This is a genomic window from Sphingobium agrisoli (assembly GCF_041877245.1).
GTDB lineage: Bacteria > Pseudomonadota > Alphaproteobacteria > Sphingomonadales > Sphingomonadaceae > Sphingobium.
This window is the reverse complement of sequence record NZ_JBHDJI010000001.1, coordinates 717,559-739,016: the sequence shown is the minus strand read 5'-3', so window position 1 is coordinate 739,016 and position 21,458 is coordinate 717,559. Positions and strand designations below refer to the sequence as shown.

At 62.5% G+C, this 21,458-nt stretch carries 23 protein-coding genes; 12 read left to right on the top strand and 11 right to left on the bottom strand.

Going from position 1 to position 21,458, the window contains the following annotated elements:
* Nucleotides 1-3 precede the first annotated feature (3 nt).
* The 7 genes from paaD to ACETPF_RS03465 form a co-directional block, all read right to left on the bottom strand.
* Nucleotides 4-492 (bottom strand): 1,2-phenylacetyl-CoA epoxidase subunit PaaD, encoded by a 489-nt coding sequence (gene paaD / locus ACETPF_RS03495; protein ID WP_373932868.1) that lies wholly within the window; start codon nt 490-492, stop codon nt 4-6.
* Nucleotides 493-497: 5 nt separating this feature from the next.
* Complete coding sequence (gene paaC / locus ACETPF_RS03490) at nt 498-1,346, bottom strand: 1,2-phenylacetyl-CoA epoxidase subunit PaaC (protein ID WP_373932867.1); 849 nt, start codon at nt 1,344-1,346, stop codon at nt 498-500.
* Nucleotides 1,346-1,630, bottom strand: a complete 285-nt coding sequence (gene paaB / locus ACETPF_RS03485) for a 1,2-phenylacetyl-CoA epoxidase subunit PaaB (protein ID WP_373932866.1) — start codon at nt 1,628-1,630, stop codon at nt 1,346-1,348. Before paaB ends, paaC begins: the two co-directional genes overlap by 1 nt.
* Nucleotides 1,631-1,655: 25 nt before the next feature.
* Nucleotides 1,656-2,648: a 1,2-phenylacetyl-CoA epoxidase subunit PaaA gene (gene paaA, locus ACETPF_RS03480; protein WP_373932865.1), complete on the bottom strand. Its 993-nt coding sequence runs from the start codon at nt 2,646-2,648 to the stop codon at nt 1,656-1,658.
* Nucleotides 2,649-2,710: 62 nt separating this feature from the next.
* On the bottom strand, nt 2,711-3,913 hold the full coding sequence (pcaF, locus tag ACETPF_RS03475; protein WP_373932864.1) for a 3-oxoadipyl-CoA thiolase: 1,203 nt from the start codon (nt 3,911-3,913) through the stop codon (nt 2,711-2,713).
* Nucleotides 3,913-4,350 (bottom strand): hydroxyphenylacetyl-CoA thioesterase PaaI, encoded by a 438-nt coding sequence (paaI, locus tag ACETPF_RS03470; RefSeq protein ID WP_373932863.1) that lies wholly within the window; start codon nt 4,348-4,350, stop codon nt 3,913-3,915. Before paaI ends, pcaF begins: the two co-directional genes overlap by 1 nt.
* On the bottom strand, nt 4,347-5,807 hold the full coding sequence (locus tag ACETPF_RS03465; protein ID WP_373932862.1) for a 3-hydroxyacyl-CoA dehydrogenase NAD-binding domain-containing protein: 1,461 nt from the start codon (nt 5,805-5,807) through the stop codon (nt 4,347-4,349). The genes paaI and ACETPF_RS03465 overlap by 4 nt, the downstream gene beginning before the upstream one ends.
* 91 nt (nt 5,808-5,898) lie before the next feature.
* On the opposite strand from ACETPF_RS03465, the gene paaG reads away from it, so the two are divergent.
* The 5 genes from paaG (at nt 5,899) to ACETPF_RS03440 (ending at nt 11,186) form a co-directional block, all read left to right on the top strand.
* Entirely contained in the window at nt 5,899-6,690 is a 792-nt protein-coding gene (paaG, locus tag ACETPF_RS03460; RefSeq protein ID WP_373932861.1) for a 2-(1,2-epoxy-1,2-dihydrophenyl)acetyl-CoA isomerase PaaG, read from the top strand.
* A gap of 26 nt (nt 6,691-6,716) precedes the next feature.
* Nucleotides 6,717-8,744 carry a phenylacetic acid degradation bifunctional protein PaaZ gene (paaZ, locus tag ACETPF_RS03455; protein WP_373932860.1) on the top strand — a complete coding sequence of 676 codons (2,028 nt, stop codon included), beginning with the start codon at nt 6,717-6,719 and terminating at the stop codon, nt 8,742-8,744.
* Nucleotides 8,744-10,051 (top strand): AMP-binding protein, encoded by a 1,308-nt coding sequence (locus tag ACETPF_RS03450; protein ID WP_373932858.1) that lies wholly within the window; start codon nt 8,744-8,746, stop codon nt 10,049-10,051. The genes paaZ and ACETPF_RS03450 overlap by 1 nt, the downstream gene beginning before the upstream one ends.
* A gap of 51 nt (nt 10,052-10,102) precedes the next feature.
* Nucleotides 10,103-10,687 (top strand): TetR/AcrR family transcriptional regulator, encoded by a 585-nt coding sequence (locus ACETPF_RS03445; RefSeq protein ID WP_373932857.1) that lies wholly within the window; start codon nt 10,103-10,105, stop codon nt 10,685-10,687.
* Nucleotides 10,688-10,817: 130 nt separating this feature from the next.
* A complete protein-coding gene (locus tag ACETPF_RS03440) occupies nt 10,818-11,186 on the top strand; it encodes a hypothetical protein (protein WP_373932856.1) in 369 nt (122 codons plus the stop codon).
* Nucleotides 11,187-11,246: 60 nt separating this feature from the next.
* Here the strand turns inward: ACETPF_RS03440 and ACETPF_RS03435 are convergent, their stop codons facing one another.
* Nucleotides 11,247-11,729 carry an Lrp/AsnC family transcriptional regulator gene (locus ACETPF_RS03435; protein WP_373932855.1) on the bottom strand — a complete coding sequence of 161 codons (483 nt, stop codon included), beginning with the start codon at nt 11,727-11,729 and terminating at the stop codon, nt 11,247-11,249.
* Between the two features lie 111 nt (nt 11,730-11,840).
* Between ACETPF_RS03435 and ACETPF_RS03430 the strand changes: the two genes are divergently transcribed.
* From ACETPF_RS03430 to lpdA, 7 genes are read left to right on the top strand one after another with little or no spacing between them, the layout of a single operon-like run.
* A complete protein-coding gene (locus tag ACETPF_RS03430) occupies nt 11,841-13,043 on the top strand; it encodes an amino acid aminotransferase (protein WP_373933065.1) in 1,203 nt (400 codons plus the stop codon).
* 15 nt (nt 13,044-13,058) lie between these two features.
* Nucleotides 13,059-15,140 (top strand): alpha-ketoacid dehydrogenase subunit alpha/beta, encoded by a 2,082-nt coding sequence (locus ACETPF_RS03425; RefSeq protein WP_373932854.1) that lies wholly within the window; start codon nt 13,059-13,061, stop codon nt 15,138-15,140.
* A gap of 5 nt (nt 15,141-15,145) precedes the next feature.
* Nucleotides 15,146-16,396 (top strand): dihydrolipoamide acetyltransferase family protein, encoded by a 1,251-nt coding sequence (locus tag ACETPF_RS03420; protein ID WP_373932853.1) that lies wholly within the window; start codon nt 15,146-15,148, stop codon nt 16,394-16,396.
* The gene (locus tag ACETPF_RS03415) at nt 16,389-16,715 is read left to right on the top strand and encodes an EthD family reductase (RefSeq protein ID WP_373932852.1); all 327 of its coding nucleotides are present in this window, start codon (nt 16,389-16,391) and stop codon (nt 16,713-16,715) included. The genes ACETPF_RS03420 and ACETPF_RS03415 overlap by 8 nt, the downstream gene beginning before the upstream one ends.
* A gap of 50 nt (nt 16,716-16,765) precedes the next feature.
* A complete protein-coding gene (locus ACETPF_RS03410; RefSeq protein ID WP_373933064.1) occupies nt 16,766-17,101 on the top strand; it encodes an acyl-CoA thioesterase in 336 nt (111 codons plus the stop codon).
* A gap of 3 nt (nt 17,102-17,104) precedes the next feature.
* Nucleotides 17,105-17,749, top strand: coding sequence for a phenylacetic acid degradation protein PaaY (locus ACETPF_RS03405; RefSeq protein ID WP_373932851.1), 645 nt, complete (start codon nt 17,105-17,107; stop codon nt 17,747-17,749).
* Nucleotides 17,742-19,133 carry a dihydrolipoyl dehydrogenase gene (lpdA, locus tag ACETPF_RS03400; protein ID WP_373932850.1) on the top strand — a complete coding sequence of 464 codons (1,392 nt, stop codon included), beginning with the start codon at nt 17,742-17,744 and terminating at the stop codon, nt 19,131-19,133. Before ACETPF_RS03405 ends, lpdA begins: the two co-directional genes overlap by 8 nt.
* A 20-nt stretch (nt 19,134-19,153) precedes the next feature.
* Here the strand turns inward: lpdA and ACETPF_RS03395 are convergent, their stop codons facing one another.
* The 3 genes from ACETPF_RS03395 to ACETPF_RS03385 form a co-directional block, all read right to left on the bottom strand.
* Nucleotides 19,154-19,651: a hypothetical protein gene (locus ACETPF_RS03395; RefSeq protein WP_373932849.1), complete on the bottom strand. Its 498-nt coding sequence runs from the start codon at nt 19,649-19,651 to the stop codon at nt 19,154-19,156.
* A 44-nt stretch (nt 19,652-19,695) separates the two neighbouring features.
* Nucleotides 19,696-20,064, bottom strand: a complete 369-nt coding sequence (locus ACETPF_RS03390; RefSeq protein ID WP_373932848.1) for a RidA family protein — start codon at nt 20,062-20,064, stop codon at nt 19,696-19,698.
* Between the two features lie 128 nt (nt 20,065-20,192).
* Nucleotides 20,193-21,182, bottom strand: a complete 990-nt coding sequence (locus tag ACETPF_RS03385; RefSeq protein WP_373932847.1) for a LysR substrate-binding domain-containing protein — start codon at nt 21,180-21,182, stop codon at nt 20,193-20,195.
* Nucleotides 21,183-21,458 lie beyond the last annotated feature (276 nt).

The following is a 21,458-nucleotide window of genomic DNA, read 5'->3' as shown; positions in this document are numbered from 1 at the left end:
CCTTTAATGGCACTTGAAGCGGTCGAATGGCTCGAGGCAGTCCTCGCAGCGCCAGAGCGCCTTGCATGGCGTCGAGCCGAAACGACTGACTTCCTGGGTATGAAAAGACCCGCAGCGGGGGCAGCCAACCGGCTCATCCCCTCGTATATGGCGCGCGGCGATCCCCTTGGGCGGGGGGGCAATCCCGTAATTCTCCAACCGCTCGCGTCCCCGTTCGGTGATCCAGTCGGTCGACCAAGGCGGGGATAAAACGGTCTCGATCCTGACTTGGGCGAACCCAGCTTGATCGAGCGCTGCTCGAATCGATGCCTCGATCGCAAGGGTCGCCGGGCAGCCCGTGTAGGTCGGGGTCACCAGCACCGCTGGCGGATCACTGCGAACACCGCGAACGATCCCAAGATCGGTCACCGTCACGGCCGGAATTTCCGGATCGGGCACCGCATCAAGCACTGCCAAAATGAGGTCCGACGCGACGGCATCAAGCGCGACCATCGCCGTCACCACATCGCGTCGGGATAGGTGCGCGGCAAGAACTGCATGGTCGCAAGCAGATGCCCGAGATGCTCGCTGTGGTGACCAACGCGGCCACCCTTCACCGCACGTGGATACTCTGGAAGTGATAGTGTAGCCTGCCGCAGCACCTCGCCGACCCTGGCATCAAAGGCGCTGCGTAGGTCGCCCCGCTTCGGCGCAATTCCGGCCGCCACCAGCGGCGCTTCCACGCCGTCGTCCTCGAACATCTCATCGACGAACCGCCAGAACCAATCGAGCCCGTCGATCATGCGTCGGCGGCTTTCTTCAGTCCCATCGCCCAGCCGGACAACCCAGTCGGCACTGAGCTCGGCATGGTACCGGACTTCCTTGACTGCCTTGGCGGCGATCTCCGCGATGGCCGGAAGAGCCGACCCGGTCAGGGCGTCGAGATAGGCCTGGCTATAGGTCGAGAACAGAAACTGCCGCGCGATCGTCTGCGCGAAATCACCATTGGGCTGCTCCACGAGCAGACAGTTGCGAAAGGCGAGGACATCGCGGTGAAATGCGAGGGCGTCGCCGTCACGGCCTTTCCCCTCCACCTCTCCGGCAAGATTGAGGAAGAGCGTCGCCTGGCCGATTAAATCGAGTCCAATATTGGCGAGGCTTAGGTCAATCTCGAGCGCCGGAGCGTGGCCGCACCATTCGGTCAGGCGCTGGCCCAGGACGAGGCTATCATCCCCCAGCCTGAGCAGATAGTCGAACAGCGCCGGCAAATGGTCTGCCGAGACGCCGGGATCAAAGCTTCCGCCATGCGGTGCCGCAACGGCCTTGGCTTCGTCCTCGCGGTCGATCGTGGGAAGGGACGGGGCCATTACATATGCCCCACGGCGTCCGGAATGTCGTAGAAGGTCGGGTGGCGATAGACCTTGCTTTCGGCCGGCTCGAACATCTCTCCCGCTTGCGCCGGATCCGAGGCGGTGATGTCCGCCGAGCGAACCACCCAGATGCTCACGCCTTCCAGCCGGCGTGTATAAGTATCGCGGGCATGGCGCACCGCCAGCTCGGCATCTGGCGCATGCACCGAGCCGACATGCTTGTGGCTAAGCCCACCCTTGGATCGGATGAACACTTCCCAGAGAGGCCAGTCACGGCTCATTTCACGTCCTCGTCTTAGTTATTTGTCAGGCGGCCATGCGCGCGCGGCGTTTGGCCTCGTGGGCATCGGCCGCTTCGCGAACCCACGCGCCATTATCCCAAGCCTCGCGGCGCGCCCTCATTCGCTCCTTGGCGACGGGACCTTCGCCGCGGACGACGGCGTAGAACTCTTCCCAATCCACAGCGCCGAAATCATAACCTCCCTTGGCTTCGTTCCAGCGCAGATCGGGGTCAGGGACGGTGAGACCGAGATATTCGGCCTGCGGCACGGTGATATCGACGAACTTCTGGCGCAGCTCGTCATTGCTGTCGCGCTTGATCCGCCACCGGAAGCTTTGCGCCGAATTGGGTGAGTTATCGTCTGGAGGCCCGAACATCATGAGCGACGGCCACCACCAACGATTGAGAGCGTCCTGAGCCATCGCCTTCTGCTCCGCCGTGCCGTTGGCCATCACCATCATGATCTCGTAGCCTTGGCGCTGATGAAAGCTCTCCTCCTTGCAGACGCGGACCATCGCGCGGGCATACGGCCCGTATGACGTTCGCTGCAGCGGCACCTGGTTCATGATCGCCGCGCCATCGACCAGCCAGCCGATTGCGCCGATATCCGCCCACGTCAGAGTGGGGTAATTGAAGATAGTGCTGTACTTGGCCTTACCCGCGTGCAGCGCCTCGATCATTTCCTCGCGGCTCGTACCGAGCGTCTCCGCTGCGCAATAAAGGTAGAGACCGTGCCCGCCCTCGTCCTGAATCTTGGCGAGCAGGATTGCCTTGCGACGGAGCGATGGTGCGCGCGTCAGCCAATTGCCTTCGGGCAGCATGCCGACAATCTCGCTATGCGCATGCTGTGAGATCTGACGAACAAGCGTCCTGCGATAAGCCTCCGGCATCCAGTCCTTCGGCTCGATGAATTCGTCGGCCGCGACCCGCCCTTCGAAAGCAGCGATCAGTGCCGGATCGTCCTTCGAGATCGGGACGGGCGCCTTGGGGTCGGACTTTGCGAACTCGGTCGTGTACATGCGCACTCCTGCGATTCAGGCCCTTCGTGTATAATAGTCCGAACGGACGGTCAATTAATTGATCAAACGCGCTCCAGGGCAATTGCTATGCCTTGCCCCACGCCAATGCACATCGTGCAGAGCGCCCGTTCGGCCGAGCGGCGCTGCAGTTCCTCGGTTGCGGTCAGCACGAGCCGCGCACCGGACATGCCCAATGGATGGCCGAGCGCAATTGCGCCGCCATTGGGATTCACGTGCGCCGCATCGTCCGCGAGGCCGAGACGGCGCAGCACGGCCAGGCCTTGACTGGCGAACGCCTCGTTGAGCTCGACGACATCGAAGTCAGCTATGTTGAGGCTCAGACGCCTCATCAGCTTTTCCGAAGCCGGAGCCGGACCAATCCCCATGATGCGCGGCTCGACCCCGACGACGGCTCCCCCCAAGACCCGCGCGCGGGGCGTCAGGCCATGCTTGCGCACGGCGTCCTCGCCCGCGACGATAATCGCCGCGGCACCATCATTGACCCCTGACGCATTCCCGGCCGTAACGGTGCCATCGGCTCTTACGATCGGCTTGAGCCTGGAAAGCGCTTCAAGGCTGGTTTCGCGCGGATGCTCGTCACGCTCTACGGTGAGCGGGGCACCCTTTTTCTGCGGAATCGAAACCGCCACGATTTCGGCTTCGAACCGGCCCGACGCCTGGGCGGCGGCGGCCCGGCGCTGGCTCTCGACTGCGAACCGGTCCTGATCCTCGCGGCTGATGCTGAAATCCTGAGCCACATTTTCAGCGGTCTCGGGCATCGAGTCGATCCCGAATTCGGCTTTCAGGCGGGCGTTGACGAAGCGCCAGCCAATCGTCGTGTCGTAGACCGTGTTTGTGCGCGAAAACGCGCTTTCGGCCTTCGGCATCACGAAGGGCGCGCGCGACATGCTTTCGACGCCACCGGCGACGATGAGATCCGCTTCGCCCGCCCTTATTGCCCGTGCGGCATAGGAAACGGCGTCCATTCCCGATCCGCACAGCCGGTTGATGGTCGAACCGGGCGCGGTCGTCCCGAGCCCCGCCAGCAAGGCCGCCATGCGCGCGACATTGCGATTGTCTTCACCGGCCTGATTGGCGCATCCCAGCAGGATATCGTCGAGCGCGTCCCAATCGACCCCAGGGTTGCGGCCTTTGAGCGCGCGCAAGGGGAACGCGGCGAGATCGTCCGGCCGCACGCTCGCGAGCGCGCCGCCGTAGCGGCCGATCGGGGTGCGGATGGCGTCACAGATGAAGGCCTCAGCCATTATGCTTTCTCCTCAGCAGGAAGGATCGTTCCGCCGATGGTTCGGGAGAGACCCTGAAAATGTGCGATCGGGCGCCCCTCGCGGGTTCTGACGGTTGCGGAATAGGCGCCGGCACGCCCGGCGAGCGCGTCCTCACGCGCCTCGGCGATGAGCACGTCGCCTTCATGCGCGGGGGCCAGGAAGAGGATCGACGCCTGCTGTGCCACCGTAGCCTGGTTCCGGCTATTGCAGGCATAAGCAAAAGCGGTGTCTGCGATCGCGAAGATCATTCCGCCGTGCGCGGTTCGGTGCCCGTTGAGCATGTCCGCGCGCACCGCCATGCTGACACGGGCATAGCCCTCGCGCGCCTCTTCCAGCACCAGGTTCCATGCCGCTGCCGTGCCTTCGAGTGAGATCAGTCGCTCAGCAACGGTTCTGGCCAGATCCTCCGGCATCATGACTGGCCGAACAAGCCCGACGGCTCGTACAGCACGTCGCCGGTTTCATCGGCGATATTGTCCAGCGCGACGCGCACCCGGTCAAATCCCACCCGTCGCGCCCAGGAAAGGGGCCCTTCCGGATGGTTCGCGCCGAAGAGCATCGCCGTTTCAACGTCCTCGGGCGAGGCGATCTGGTCCGCGACTGTATCGGCGGCAGCGTTCGCGATCTGCGCGAGGGAGCGGAGCACCAACTGCCCCGGCCTGTCAGGAATGACGAGAACGTTCTTGCCGACCGTGCGGAGGAAGTCTGCGGCAACCTGTGCGACCATTTGCGAGCGCGCGCTGATCACCAACGTGTTCGCGACACCGAGATCACGCGCATGATCGATCAGGACATCGACGTCTGCCCGGCGCGACAGCGACCGGCCATCACCGAGACCAATGCGAATATCATCGACCGCGATGACCTCGCGATCCAGCGAGGCGCCGTTCGAAAAGCAATGCCCGGCCGCCACCGCTGATGTCACGAGCGGCTGCAGCAGTCCGGGATCATCCGCGGCCTGGACACAGAACTCGCCGCTGCGCGTCTCGACATAGGCAATTTGCGGCATCGGTTGCGAATAATCGTAGACGCCGCGCCCGGACTTCCGGCCCAACCATTGCTTCTCAACCAAAGCACGCTGCGCCGGCTGCGGCCGAAAACGGGGCAGGCCCACTCCGGCTTCGAACACCGAAGAAGCGACGGCATAGTTGACGTCATGCCCGATCAGGTCCGCCAGGGCGAGCGGTCCCATCCGGAATCCGCCCGCCTCGCAAAGCGCGACATCGATCGTCGCCGCATCGATGCCTCCACTGAGCGCGAGAAAGCCTTCGGCATAATAGGGCCGCGCAACCCGGTTGACGATGAAGCCAGGCACGTCTCGCACGCGGACTGGCTGCTTGCCCCACGCCCGCATCAGCGTCATCGCCGCATCGATGATCGCGGGGTCCGTCTCCGGACCGGCAACCACCTCGACCAGCTTCATCGCCGGGACCGGGTTGAAGAAATGCAGGCCAAGAAAACGCCCGCGAATATGGAGTTGCTCGGCGATCGCGCCGATGCTGAGCGACGAGGTGTTGCTAGCCAGCAGCGTGTTGAATTTGACCACCCGGGCGAGCGAACCGAATAGTCGGCGTTTGACCTCGAGATCTTCGACGATAGCTTCGACAACCAGCGCCGCCTGCGCTGCGAGCGGAAGCTCGGTCGACCAGCGAATCCGGCGCTCAATTTCCCCACGCTCGGCCTCGCTCATCCGTCCCTTCGCGACCGCACCGTCGAAATAGGCGGTTGTCGCCGCTCGGGCCCTTTGCAGGGCGGCATCGCTCGTATCGAGGACGGCGACCGGATGGCCGGCGGCGGCGGCCACGTGAGCAATTCCCATGCCCATAGTGCCGGCGCCGACGACGGCGATCATGTCGTGGGTGCGAATCTCCATGGTTCTATCGGGTAGCGTCCAAAATCCCGCTTGCCAATAATTGTATGACCGGTCATTCTATTAATCGAAGTCAGATGCCGGGGAGAGGCGAGTGGCGTTTGAGACAATTCAATTCGATGTCACCGACGGGGTTGCGACCCTCACCCTCAACCGGCCTGACCGTCTCAATAGCTTCACGGTAGCGATGCACGGCGAAGTCACGTCCGCGCTCGATCAGATCGAGCGCGACGAAGCCGTTCGTGCCGTGGTGCTGACAGGGGCGGGCCGCGGCTTCTGCGCGGGTCAGGATCTTTCGGATCGGGCGGTTGCCCCCGGAGGTGAGGCTGTCGACTTGGGCACGTCGGTCGAACTTTATTATGCGCCGTTGATCCGCCGGCTGACTAGCCTGCCCAAGCCTGTCGTGGCAGCCGTTAACGGCGTGGCAGCCGGTGCCGGTGCCAACATCGCGCTCGCGTGCGACATCGTCATCGCCGCTCGCAGCGCCAAGTTCATTCAGTCCTTCGCCAATATCGGCCTCATTCCAGACTCGGGCGGGACGTGGGTTCTTCCTCGCCTCGTTGGTCAGGCGCGTGCACTCGGCCTAGCCCTCACCGGCGAGCCGCTGCCTGCCGAAAAGGCCGAGGCATGGGGCCTGATTTGGAAATGCGTCGACGATGAGGCGCTTGCAAGCGAGGTCGACGTGCTCGCACGCAAGTTCGCCGCCGGGCCCACCCGTGGCCTCGCGCGGACGAAGCAGTTGATCCGCGCCGCGACGCTGAGATCGCTCGACGAAGAGCTCGACGCCGAACGCGATGCGATGCGCGAGCTCGGCTTCAGCCATGATTATCAGGAAGGCGTTGCCGCCTTCATCGCCAAGCGCACACCCGCCTTCACCGGCCGCTGACGCCTAGGACTTTAAGGGAACTGACCATGCCGACTACGCTCAAGAATTATGCCCGCGATGCGTGGATAGAGGCTCAGAATAACCTCACGGATCTGCGCTCCGCCGTGACCGGCGAAATCGTCGCACGGACCGGAAGTGACGGCCTCGATTTCAAGGCGATGTTGGATCATGCCCGGACCGCGGGTGGTCCGGCGCTTCGCCGCATGACCTTTCACGAGCGTGCTCGGATGATCAAGGCGCTCGCAACCGCCATCATCGCCCGCAAGGAAGAACTCTACGCTCTCTCGTGGGCGACTGGGGCCACGCGCACCGATAGCTGGATCGACATCGAGGGTGGTGCTGGCACGCTATTCACCACGTCATCAAAAGGCCGTCGCGAGCTTCCCGACGACACGATCCTCATCGACGGCGCCTTGGAACCCATCGGCAAGGCCGGCACGTTCGTCGGCCAGCACGTCTATACATCGTTGCAAGGCGCCGCCGTTCACATCAATGCCTTCAACTTCCCCGTGTGGGGCATGCTGGAGAAGCTCGGGCCGACGCTGCTTGCCGGCGCGCCCGCGATCGTCAAGCCGGCTTCCTCTACCGGCTATGTCGCGGAGGCCGCGTTCCGCATCATGATCGAAGCGGGTGTGCTGCCGCCCGGTGCTCTCCAACTGATCATGGGTTCGACCGGCGACCTGTTCGATCATCTGACCTGTCAGGACGTCGTTTCATTCACGGGCTCAGCCGATACGGCGGTCAAGCTGCAAGGACATCCGGTCATCGCACGCGAGTCCGTCCGCTTCGTCGCCGAACGGGATTCGCTCAATGCTTCCGTCCTCGGTCCTGATGCGGGACCCGGCACCCCTGAGTTCGACCTCTTCATCAAGGAGGTCGTGCGCGAGATGACGGTTAAGGCCGGCCAGAAATGCACCGCCATCCGCCGTGCATTCGTTCCGGCGGCCTATCTCAATGCCGCAGAGGAGGCACTCAAAGCGCGGCTGGCGAAGGTCGTCGTCGGCGATCCACAGGCTGAGGGCGTAACGATGGGCGCACTCGCCAGTGCAAGCCAATTGGACGATGTTCGCGCAAAGGCGCGCACGCTTGCCACCCAGGCCCAACTTACCTTCGGAGACATCGACACTGTGGCGGTGACCGGAGGATCGTCGGCCGATGGCGCCTTCATCTCGCCTTTGCTGTTCCGCGCCGATGATCCGTGGAGCGCGGACCTCGTTCACGATGTCGAGGCCTTCGGCCCTGTTTCAACGCTGATGCCCTACAAGGATTTGAACGACGCAATAGCGCTCGCCAACCGGGGCAAAGGCAGCCTCGCGCTCTCTTTCTTCACCTATGACCCGCAGGTCGCCCGCGAGTTGGTGCTGGGCGCCGGAGCCTTTCATGGCCGCATTGTCCTCATCGACCGCGATTGCGCAAAGGAGTCGACCGGTCATGGCTCGCCTCTGCCAATGCTGATCCACGGGGGGCCGGGCCGCGCCGGTGGCGGCGAGGAAATGGGAGGCATCCGCGGCGTAAAGCATTATATGCAGCGCTCGGCGCTGCAGGGCAGCCCGCGAACCTTGTCGACGATCGTCGGGCAGTGGCTGCCCGGCGCGCCGCAGCCCGAGGCGACGATCCATCCGTTCCGCCAGCGGTTCGGCGAACTTGCGATCGGCTACACGCTGCGGACCGCGCCCCGGACGGTGACGCTCGAGGAAATCGAGCATTTCGCGCATTTCACCGGCGACACCTTCTATGCGCACATGGACGAAGAAGCGGCTGCGGCGAATCCGTTCTTTCCCGGCAGGGTAGCGCATGGATATTTGTTGCTCTCCTTTGCCGCCGGCTTGTTCGTCGATCCCGCTCCCGGCCCCGTCCTGGCAAATTACGGCCTCGAGGGCTTGCGCTTCGTGAAGCCGGTGTCGCCCGGTGAGTCGATCAAGGTCTCGCTCACCGTTAAGTCGAAGACCCAGCGCAACGACGAATATGGCGAGGTGCGCTGGGCGGTGTCGATCACCGACTCTGCCGACGAACTTTGCGCCACCTACGACCTGCTGACGATGAACGCTCTCTGATGGCAATGCAGGTGTCGGACGTCGATTACGGCCCCCCGACACCCGCCACGCTTCGCGCTGCCCAAATCGATCGTCTGCGCTGGACCGTCGCTCACGCGTACGAGAATTCCGTTCACTATCGCCGCGCCTTCGACGGGCTCGGCCTGAAGCCTGACGATGTGCGCTCACCGGCCGATCTCGCGCGCGTGCCTTTCACGACTAAGGCCGACCTCAGGAATCATTATCCCTTCGGGATGTTCGCCGTTCCTATGGAAAAGGTGGCGCGGGTTCATGCCTCTTCAGGCACCACCGGCAAGCCCACGGTGGTGGGTTACACCGCTGAGGATCTTCGGACCTGGGCCTCGCTCGTTGCCCGTTCGATTCATGCCGGCGGTGGCCGTCCAGGCATGAAGATCCATATCGCCTACGGCTATGGTCTCTTCACCGGCGGGCTCGGTGCCCATTATGGCGCCGAGGCGCTCGGATGTACGGTGATCCCAATGTCGGGCGGCCAGACAGAAAAGCAGGTGCGCCTTATCCAGGATTTCGCACCCGACATCATCATGGTCACGCCGAGCTACATGCTCGCGCTGCTCGACGAATATCGCCGCCAGGGGATCGATCCCCCCACATCCTCGCTCCGCTACGGGATATTCGGAGCCGAGCCGTGGACCGATGCGATGCGCGGCGAGATCGAGCGTGCATTCGCCATCCAGGCCAGCGATATTTACGGTCTTTCCGAGCTGATGGGCCCTGGCGTCGCGGCCGAATTTGCCGGCGGAGGCAGCGGACCGACGATCTGGGAAGATCATTTCTATCCGGAGATCATCGACCCGGAAACCGGCGAGCTGCTCGCCGATGGGGAGGAAGGAGAACTTGTACTGACGTCCCTGACGCGCCGGGCGCTGCCGATTCTGCGCTACCGCACGCGTGATCTGACACGTCTTCTCCCCGGCGACCGGACGCCGATGCGACGAATTGCAAAGATCGCCACCCGATCCGACGACATGCTCATCATTCGTGGCGTCAACGTCTTTCCCAGTCAGATAGAGGAGATCTTGCTGGGATATCCCGCGCTCAGCCCGCACTTCATGGTCAGGGTCTCGCGCCCAAACCGCATGGACGAGGCGGTGATCGAAGTCGAACCCCGCATTGGCGCTCTCCCCGAAGAAGCCGCCCGTCAGGCCCTGCTCCTGGGCGACAGGATCAAGGAACTGATTGGGATCAGTGTCGATGTCTCGATCCTTGAGACAGGATCGCTCTCGCGCTCTTCCGGTAAGGCTGTACGCGTGTCTGACCTGCGCGAGGGCTCAGACCTGTTGATCTGAGGTGAGGGAATGATACTCGAGAGGTAACTGGATCACATTTGAAAGAGCATGATGGCAAGGACGCAGGCCGCCGACTACGAGCAACGCCGCGAAGCGATCGTCGAAAAGGCCGCCGCGCTGTTTGCCAAGAAGGGATTTCTCGGCACGTCGATATCCGAGCTGGCGAAAGCCTGCGCCATGTCGAAGTCGCTCCTCTACCATTATTACGGATCGAAAGAGGAGGTCCTGAACGCCGTTATGCTTTCACACATCGACCAGCTCGTGGCCGATGTTGAAGCTGTCGTCGGCGAGAAACTTGCGCCCAAGGAGAAGCTGGACGCGCTGATCCACGCCTTCATGAAGCATTATGTAGGCGCGGCCGACCGTCAGAAGGTTCTGCTCAACGAATTGGAGAATCTGCCAGCGACAGAGCGCGACGTCGTCGTCGCAAAGCAGAGGATGATCATCGGCACCGTGCAGCGGCTGGTCGGCGAGATTTTCGCGAGCGATAGCGCGGCCGAGGCGCGGGTCAGGACCATGCTCGTTTTCGGCATGATCAACTGGACGCACACCTGGTTCAATGAGAAGGGGCCTGTCTCAGCCGACCGGCTCGCCAGCATGGTCGTTGATATGACCTTCGCCGCGAGCAAATCCTGATCACTTTCGGCATGCCGCACCGACTGGCGGCAAAGCATTTATTGTCTGACCGGACGGTCAGTCTATTCAGCAAGGTTTCTCGGTGCTATTTGCTTAGCCCAAGGGCAAGTGAACCCTGCGAGGGCAAGGGATGGCATTCGAGGTTGAGGCTGATCCGGAAAGGAACCGCATTACCGTCACTTTGACGGGGTTTGCCACTATCGATGACGTGAGGCGCTTCGAACAGGACTTGCAACGCGCGCACGACCTGCTGCCCCAACAGCGCGGCCCTCACCAGCTCCTCTACGATGTCTCCGCCGCAAAGATTCAATCGCAGGACGTGGTGCAGGCCCTTCGTGACCTTGCCGCCCAATCGCCGACGAAGGCCGCATTTGCGCTCGTCAATGCTAGCGCGCTCGCCGGCCGCCAACTGGACCGGATCTTCACTGGGATCGACGTGCGTCGCAGCAAGGATCGGCACGATGCCGAAATCTGGCTTGATGCACAGGTTGCCCACTGAGCGATGGAGCAGGACATAGCTCCCCGTCGGATCGCTGACGCGCCTGCCCCTCGATGGGGATCAGACAGGAACCGCTGTCGTCGACTTTACCCGCTTCAGCGCAAAGTGCGAGGCGGAGGTCGCGACGCTGTCCTGAACAAGCAACTCCCGCATCAGGAACTCTTCATACTCGCGGACATCGCGGACGATAACGCGCACGAGATAATCCCATTCGCCCGACATCGAATAGCATTCCATAACCTTGTCGTGGCCGAGGGCGAACTCCTCGAAATGCGCGCGGGCATCAGTCGCGTGCGACTTCATCCGCACCTGGCAGATCACGTCCAGCCCTTTCCCGACCTTGACCGGGTCGACCAGACGAACCGTTTCGCGGAGCACTCCATCGTCTTCGAGCGCCTTCAAACGGCGCCAGCAGGAGGCTGGTGAGGTGGCCACCCGCTCCGCGAGATCGGCCTGGCTGATGTCACCATGGCGCTGCACCGTCCGCAAGATCCTCCGGTCGAGCTGATCCAGTTTCCGCGTCTGATAATTATCATCCATCATTTGTGCCATCCTCGAGGACTTTCAATCACGTTATAGCAAAATTGCGAGTCAATTGAAAAGCATTTAGCAGAACAATGATATAAATGATTCCCTCGAAAGAGGGTGTTCACCATGCAAGACGATCAAGTCCTCGAACGTGCCGACGGAGAGATATTCGGCGCGCTCGCTCTTCAGCCTGCCGACGCGCTTCTCGCGCTAATCGGCGCGTTCCGGAGCGATCCTCGGGCTGGAAAAATTGACGTTGGTGTCGGCGTCTATCGCGACCTCGCGGGCCACACGCCGGTGTTGCGCGCGGTCAAGGAAGCCGAACGGCGCCTGCTCGAGCAGCAACAAAGCAAGGCTTATCTCGGGCCGGAAGGAGATATCGGTTATTTCGAAGCCTTGAAGCCGATCATCTTCGGGGACCGGGCATTTGATGCTCGCCTATCGGGTCTGCAGACTCCTGGCGGAACTGGAGCGCTGCGCGTTGCCGCCGAACTCCTCGCTCGTGGGCGGCCCGGCGCGCGCATTTGGGTCGGCAATCCCACATGGCCGAACCATCTGCCGATCCTGAAGGCGGCGGGCCTCAAGATCGCCGCCTACGATCACTATGATGTAACCAGTCAACGGTTGACGATCGACCAGACGCTGGACGCCCTAAAGGGCGCGGCTCCGGGCGATGTCGCTTTGCTGCACGGCTGCTGCCACAATCCTACAGGCGCTGACTTCACTGTCGACCAGTGGCGCGCGATCGCGACGCTACTCCGCGACCGCGGCGTCCTTCCTTTGATCGACCTCGCCTACCAAGGTCTTGGCGAGGGACTCGACGAGGATGCCGCAGGCGCCCGTCAGACCCTCGAAATTGTCGGCGAAGGCCTCGTTGCCTATAGCTGCGATAAGAATTTCGGCCTCTATCGTGAGCGCGTCGGCGCCCTCTACACGGTCGCCAAGTCGCCCGAGCAGGCGCGGATCATCCAGTCAAATCTCCTCGCGTTGACGCGCGCCAACTGGTCGATGCCGCCCGACCACGGCGCTGCGATCGTCCGGGTCATTCTCGAAGATCCAGACCTCTCGGCGGACTGGCGGGCGGAACTCGCCGAAATGCGCGAGCGCATTCAGCAAATCCGACATCTACTCGCCAACGCCGATCCCGCGCTCGCTCCCCTCGCGACGCAACAGGGCATGTTCTCAACGCTGCCGCTCAGCGCTGAGGAAGTCGCGCGGTTGAGGGACCAGCACGGCATCTACATGCCCGCGTCGGGGCGCATCAATATCGCCGGCCTCACGCCGGAAACCGTCCCCCCTTTTGTCGCCGCACTCGCGGCCCTTCGCTGATCCAGCAGGAAAATCATGGCACAGACCGCTCTTAAGCCACAGCTGCGCAACGCCCCCGATACATCGGTCGACTGGCCGCGGGTCGCCTACCTTGTCTCCCTCTCCCGGGCGCTCGACAAGATGGAGGAGACGCGCCTCGTTCCCGAAAAGAAGGTTCTCTACCAGTTCTCGGCGCGCGGACACGACCTCGGTCAGGTCCTGCTCGGCTGCCGCTTGGATGACCCGGCGGATGCGACGTGCGGCTACTATCGCTCGCGGCCCATGTTGCTCGCGCTTGGCGTCGACATCGCCGATGCGCTCGGTTCGGCAATGGGTCGCGCCGGCGGCTACTCTGATGGCCGCGATATCGGCGTGGTCTTCAACTATCCCAATCCCCACGGAGCTTCGGCTCTGCCCATGTGCGGCGGGGTAGGTGCGCAATATACGCCGACCGCTGGCTGGGCGCAGGCAATCGAGTATCACCGCACCGTCCTCAAAGACCCAGCCTACGAGAAAGCGCTTGCGGTCGTGCTGGGCGGCGACGGCTCGGTTGCGTCCAACGGCTTCTGGGCGGCGCTGACGGTCGCGACCACCCAGAAGCTGCCGATGCTATTCTATATCGAGGACAATGGCTTTGGCATTTCGGTGCCATCGACCTTCCAGACGCCGGGCGGCAACATTGCCGCCAACCTCGCCAGCTGGAGCGGACTCACGATATTCGCCGGCGACGGTACTGATCCCGCCGAGGCGGCGCAGCTCGTGGACGAGGCGATCACCCATGTGCGCGAGCAGCGAGCACCCGCTCTGCTGCGCCTGACTGTGCCTCGCCTGCAGGGCCACAGCTTTCAGGATACCCAGACGTACAAATCGCAGGAGTTCGTGGCATCAGAATGGGAGCGCGATCCGCTACCGAAGCTCAAATCCTATCTCGTCCCCGCCGTCCTCAGTGACCAGGAGTGGGCGGAGATCGAGCAGCGCGCCGAAAGCGATGCCGAAGCGGCACGCGAGCGCGCCGAAGCACGCGGCATCGCCGAGCCCGAGTCGGTGCTCAACAATGTCTTCTTCGAGGAAGGCGCGCTTCAGATCGAGGGGGGCCAGTGGAATCACGGTTATGTCCCTCCACCGACAACCGACGTTCCGAAGCCCGAGGGCCAGCGGATCAATATGGTGACTGCGATCCGGCGCACGCTCGAGCACGAACTGGAACACAATCCGCGCGTCGTGCTGTTCGGCGAGGATATCGGGCCTAAGGGCGGAGTCCATGCGGTGACCCTAGGCTTGCAGGAAAAGTTCGGCTTCGACCGCGTGTTCGACACGAGCCTTTCCGAGGAAGGTATCGTCGGCCGCGCCGTCGGCATGGCGCTTGCCGGCTTGATGCCGGTGCCGGAAATTCAGTTCCGCAAATATGCCGAGCCGGCGACAGAGCAGATCAACGACTGCGGAACGATGCGCTGGCGGACCAACAACCGCTTCGCGGCCCCAATGGTGCTGCGGGTCCCCGGCGGCTTTTTCAAATGTGGAGACCCCTGGCACAGTCAGACCAACGAAGTCGCCTTCGTCCACAATCCGGGCTGGAAAGTCGCGGTGCCGTCGAATGCGGAAGACGCCGTTGGCCTGCTGCGCACCTCGCTCCGCGGTAACGATCCGGTTCTCTTCTTCGAGCACCGTGCGATGCTCGATTATGCCTGGGCGCGTCGTGCGTATCCGGGTGACGATTTCGCGCTGCCGTTCGGAAAGGCGAAGACCACCGTCGCCGGCGACGACATCACCATCGTCACTTGGGGTGCGATGGTTCCGCGTTGCGAGGAAGCGGCCGAAGGCCGCTCCGCCGACGTGATCGACCTGCGCACGCTGATGCCGTGGGACAAAGATGCGGTGCTCGCCTCCGTCCGGCGCACGCGGCGCTGCCTCATCGTGCACGAGGATCTGAAGACAGCCGGCTTTGGCGCGGAAATCGCCGCGGTTGTTGCCGATGAAGCGTTCATGGACCTCGACGCGCCCGTCGCGCGCCTCACGATGCCGGACATCCCGAGCCCCCATAACCCCGTGCTGCTCGAGTGGGCGGTGCCATCGGTCGAACGCATTCGCGCCAAGATCGACGAACTGACGGGTTTTTGAGGGGGATGGACGTGACCGATATTCTCGTCCCCTTTGAACAAGAAGGGACCAAGGCGATCGTCCGCAGCTGGTTGAAACAGCCAGGTGATCGTGTCTCGCTCAATGATCCGCTTGTCGAGCTGGAAACCGACAAGGTGACTCAGGAGGTGCCATCTCCCGGCGACGGCATCCTCGAGGCAATCCTTCTCGACACCGACGCCGAGGCTCTGCCAGGCGCCATACTGGGCAGGCTTAGGAGCGATGCTGCCAAGACCGCGAAAGAGCCTGACTCGGCCGCTTCGCCTGGGCCGTCGACAATCGCCTCACCGGCGCTGAAGACGAAGGATGCTCCGCATCTCTCACCGGCGGTTCGGCGCGCTGTGCTCCAGCATGACGTGGATGTTGCGGAATTGGCTGGAACTGGTCGCGGCGGTCGCATCACCCGTGCCGACGTTGACCGTCATGTAGCCGAGCGCCAGAGCCCCCGATCCCGGCCGGCCGCAGAAACACCGCTTGTGGCTGTTCCCGGCGTGCCGGTTCCGGAGCCCACTGCATCCTCGCCGACCGCTGCCGGCGGCGTCCGCAGTGTTCCGCATGACCGGATGCGCTTGGCGATCGCCCAAAACATGCTGAATTCGGTGACGGTGGCCCCCCATGTGACGGCTGTGTTTGAGGCCGACTTTAGCCGTATCATGGCGCACAGGGCCAAGCATAAAGCCGAGTTTCAGAAGAGCGGCGTGAACCTCACTTTCACAGCCTATATCCTCGCCGCCGCGGCCCAAGCGATGAAGGTGGCGCCTGCCATCAACAGTCGCTGGTATGATGACCGCCTCGATCTTTATGATGACGTCAACATCGGCGTCGGCACGGCGCTCGGGGACAAGGGGCTGGTGGTACCCGTCGTCAGCCAGGTCCAGGAGCTTTCGCTTCTTGGTCTGGCCAAACGGTTGACCGATCTGACGACCCGAGCGCGCGACGGAAAGCTTACTCCGGCCGACATGCGTGGCGGCACCTTCACCCTGTCGAACCATGGCGTGTCGGGATCGCTCTTCGCCTCCCCGATTATCATCGCCCAACCTCAGTCGGCGATCCTCGGAGTCGGGAAGCTCGAGAAGCGCGTCGTGGTGCGCGAGATTGATGGCGTCGACACCATTCAGGTCCGGCCGCTTTGCTACGTGTCCCTGACAATCGACCACCGCGTTGTCGACGGCCACCAGACCAACCTCTGGCTCTCCAAATTCGTCCAGATCATCGAGGAGTGGCCCAGCCATGATTGAAGTCGATCAGGCCGGAGGCGCGGTTCGCCTTATCGCGCTCTATCGCAAGCCGGCTGATGTAGCGGAATTTTTCGAGCACTACGACAAGATCCACACCCCGCTCGTGAAAGCCATCCCGCATCTGCGTAGCCTCCGTATCTCGCGCGTAACCCAGAGTTTTGTTGGTGAGCCAGGCTACTTTCTCATGGCGGAAATGGGCTTCGAGAACTCGGCGACTTTCGCGCAGGCGATGTCGTCGCGCGAGAACCGCGAAGCGGCTACCGACCTGCAAAGATTTGCGGCTGGCCTAGTGACACTCTTGGTGGTGGCGGATCGGTGAAGCCGGACCTACAGCCACCACACGACGCAGCCGCCGTGCGCGTGATCGCCATGCCGGCCGACACCAATCCACTCGGCGACATCTTTGGCGGTTGGTTGATGTGCCAGATGGACTTGGCGGCCGGAAGCGTAGCGGCTCGTCGGGCGGAGGGGCGCGCTGTGACTATCTCGGCCGAGTCCATGACGTTTCTTCGGCCTGTGAAGGTTGGAGACGAAGTTTCGGTTTACGCGTCGTTGGAGAGCACCGGTCGCACATCGATGCGCATCAACGTGGAGGCGTGGCGCCGCCCGCGGCACACAGCTTTGGCCGAGAAGGTGACCGAAGCCGCGTTCACCTTCGTTGCGGTCGACGACGACGGGCGGCCGCGGCCGCTTCCCAAAGCCTGAACGATGCCGACCTACGCCTTCGAAGGCCTGCGGCCAGTCGTGGCCCCCGATGCCTATGTTCATCCAAGCGCGGTCCTGATCGGCGACGTGAAAATTGCGGAAGGTTGCTATGTCGGACCCAATGCCTCGCTCCGTGGAGATTTCGGTCGGATCGAAATTGGTCCTGGCGCCAATATTCAGGACAATTGCACCGTCCATAGCTTTCCGGGGCGGGTCGTTTCCGTCGAGGCCAATGGTCATGTCGGACACGGGGCGATCCTTCATGGGTGCACCGTGGGGGACAATGCTTTGATCGGAATGAACGCTGTCGTGATGGACAACGCGATCGTCGGGCCCGACTGTATTGTCGCCGCCCACAGCTTCATCAAGGCAGGCACGAAATGCCAACCAGGCACGCTCTGGGCGGGGTCACCTGCCCGGGAGGTTCGCGCTGTCACCGACGACGAGAAGGCCTGGAAGCTTCGCGGGACGCTCGAATATCAAGCGCTCGCAGCACGCAGTCTCAAATCGCTGGTGCTGTGCGAGCCTCTCACGGCGGCCGAACCCGATCGCCCGCGACTGAGCGGCGACTTCCAGCCGCTGGGCGAGTGGCGCGCTCGTTCGCCGACTACCAACGACCAAGAAGAGGCTGAGAGCAAAGATGGCTGACTATGATTTCGACGTCTTGGTAATCGGTGGCGGCCCGGGCGGGTATGTTGCGGCGATCCGTGCATCGCAGCTCGGGCTGAGGACTGCCTGCGTCGAGGGGCGCGAGACGCTCGGCGGAACCTGCCTCAATGTCGGCTGCGTTCCGTCCAAGGCGATGCTTCATGCCTCGGAATATTTCGACGTGGCGGCCAACGGGACGATGTCCAAGCTGGGCATCAAGGTCACCCCCGAGCTCGATCTCGAGGCGATGCACGGCCAGCGTAAGGCGGCCGTCAAGCAGCTCACCAGCGGCATCGAGTTCCTGTTGAAGAAGAACAAGGTTGAATGGCTCAAGGGTTACGCCGCCTTCACCGGCAGGGACTCGGTCAAGGTCGGCGACCGCGAGGTGCGCTCGAAGAACATCGTCATTGCCACCGGCTCGTCGGTCACCCTGCTGCCCGGCGTGACGATCGATCAGAAGGTCGTTGTCGACAGCACCGGCGCGCTCGAGCTGCCCCAGGTGCCGCAGCATCTCGTCGTCATCGGCGGCGGCGTCATCGGGCTCGAGCTCGGCAGCGTGTGGCGCCGGCTCGGCGCCAAGGTCACGTGTGTCGAGTTCCTCGACCAGATCCTGCCCGGCTTCGACGGCGAGGTGCGCAAGGAAGCCAACACGATCTTCAGGAAGCAGGGGATTGAATTCAAGCTGTCGACCAAAATCACCGGCGTGACCGTCGAGGGCGACAAGGCCACGCTCACCGTCGAACCCGCCGAGGGCGGCGCGGCCGAGACGATCGCGGCGGATTGCGTGCTCGTGTCGATTGGCCGTCGGCCGAACACCGAAAGCCTCGCGCTCGATCGGGCGGGTCTGTCGACCAACCAGCGCGGCCAGATCGACATCGACCATGACTTCCGCACCTCGGTGCCCGGCATCTGGGCAATCGGCGACGTCGTCCCCGGGCCGATGCTCGCCCACAAGGCTGAGGACGAGGGCATCGCGGTGGCCGAGAACATTGCTGGCCGGACCGGCATCGTGAACCACGACGTGATCCCGTCGGTAATCTACACTTGGCCCGAGATCGCTGGCGTCGGCCTCACCGAAGAGGCCGCGAAGGAGCGCGGCGAGGTCTCGGTCGGCAAGTTTCCGATGATGGCCAATAGCCGCGCCAAGACCAACCACGAGCCCGACGGCTTCATAAAGGTGATCGCCGATGCGAAGACCGACCGCGTCCTAGGTGTGTGGTGCATCGCCAGCGTCGCCGGCACGATGATCGCCCAGGCCGCGCAGGCGATGGAGTTCGGCGCGACGTCAGAGGACATTGCCTACACCTGCCATGCGCATCCGACGCACAGCGAGGCGATGAAGGAGGCGGCGATGGCGGTGAAGGGCAAGCCAATTCACATCTGACGGACGAACAACTCGCGGCGCTAGTTTGCCTTCCCGAGACTGTCCCGTATCCAGGCAAGAAATTTGCGGTTTGTCTCTCGAAGGGCGAGTAGGGACGCCATATACTCCGGGTCATCACGCCTAATTGCAACGATCGGCCACGAAGCTTGGTGCAACGCAAGCGCTGATCTCGTCTTGGCGATCTCCCGACGAAACTCTCCGAGTTGATGGAATTCAGTGAATGCCCGCTCACCTGCTGCGTTAACAGCAGAAAGTTGTTCGGCGATCAATCGGCGCAGTTTGATGCCGGCGGCGCGATTATCCGCCTGCTCGTTGTCCGCCAGTTCCGCCGATTGTCGGAGTGTGGCCTCAAGCGCACCTAACGCGCGAAGCATATCATCTCTAGAGCTCACTTCGCAGCCCCGTTCAATATTCCTGCCGGCATAAAACTCGCGTCTTACCTGTGCCAGATCATCAGCGCAGTTGGATTGCAGGGCGCCCGCCTTCAAAGACCATACTTCGCGATTCCATTCGCTCAAGTTATAGCGAGGCAGGGAAAGAGCGATGTTAGCCTGTATCAGGCCTAACGGATATCATCCGGTAGTGCCGCAATCGCGATGATCTCCACTAAAACATCCGGTGCGCCCATTTCACACTGGCAAGTTGCACGGGCTGGCGCCGCCTCAGGATCGATCCAAGCATCCCACGCGGTATTCATCGCTGCAAAGTCGCGAGCGATGTCGCGCAGCCAAATCTGGACCGAGATGAGACGGCGCTTGTCGGTGCCGGCCTCCGCAAGAATTTTGTCGATTTTCGCGAGCGCCTGAACAGTCTGCTCGTGAATGCCAACCGTGCGATCGTCTGCCACCTGTCCACCGAGAAATAGCAGCCCGTTGACAGCGACGGCGCGTCCGCGTCTGGGATTCGTCACAATCCGTGTAATCTCGGTCATTCCCCGCGCCCTATCTCTGGGACCGAAAGGCCCCTGCTGACTAGGTGTAACGGTCACAGGAGACGTTAGTCCAAGTCGACTTTAGGGTGATCCCTTTCGCAGGAGTTATAGAAGGTCTGCCTGGAGCCTCAGCTTTTCCTCTTTCGAGTTCCCCGCTTGGTGGGCAAGAGCTTCGGCAGCGCGCTCACGTCCGGCGCGGCTTCATGCTCCACAAGCAACGAATGGGCGGCCTCGTTGGCTCGTTCTCGAAGTTCTTCGACAAAAGCTTCTACGATGTGTGCATTTCGACTGTCCGCGCTGCGACAAAGCTGGAAATTGTAAGGGATCTCCGGCTGGAAGCGGCGAACTGCAACACGGTGTTCGAGCCCGCTGACCATCAGTGGATGGATCAACGAAACGCCAAGCCCGGCGGCTACGAACTCGCAAACAGTGGGCGCCGCATTCGTGACGAGGACGATCTGCGGCTCCACCTTATAGCGCTCAAGTGTCGTCGCAACGAGGTGCGCAACATAGATGTCTGAATCGAAGGCAATAAAAGGAGTCCCGATTAGATCCTGTGGCTCGATATGCGTCTTCGCGGCTAAGGCATGGTCAGGCGGCATGATGCATACCAGGGGCTGCTCGAGGACGGGCTCCATTGTAAGATAAGGATTGTCGACACGCGCACTGACGAGGCCCACGTCGAGTTTACGGGAAACGAGCCACTCCACGATCCATTGCGATCCAACTGCCTGAACCGAGCAAAAGACATTACCGCGCGCCTGCAAGAAGCCGGTGGTCACCTTTTGAATGAACGTGTTCGCCAACGCGGGTAGTACGCCTATCGCAAGGCGCCCTTGCTCCTCTCTTCTTATTGCCTCCACCGCATTTTCAACTTGGCGCACGCCGGAGAAAATCCGGCCCACCTCGTCGTAAAGCCGCATGCCGTGCTCTGTTGGCGCCAGCCGGCCCTTCACGCGATCGAAGAGCCTCAGGGCCGTGTCAAACTCCAGGTGCGCGATAAGCTTGCTCAAGGCCGGCTGTGAGACATTCAGGATTTCTGAAGCGCGGCTTACCGTTCCGTTCTCGATAACGGCTTTGAACGCTTCAATTTGGCGCAAGTTGATGTGCCTGGGCACTCATAACCCCCACAAATAGTGCTGCGGATTCGTAACCGCATTTTGCATATCCTATGACGGCAGGGTGCATGGCGTCTAGATGCGACAACTCAGCAGCCGCGTTCATACACGGTTTTGAGGGTGAGCCCCGCAGGTGCGGCGCGCCCGCACTTGCAGCTCCCCATCCATCGCGTCGCTATGAGGCGGGCCTATAACCCTCGGGAATATCCTCCCCGAAATCCGGCCTTTGACCGATTGGGCCGTTCCGACAATCTTTCAGGCGATCATCCGTCTCAG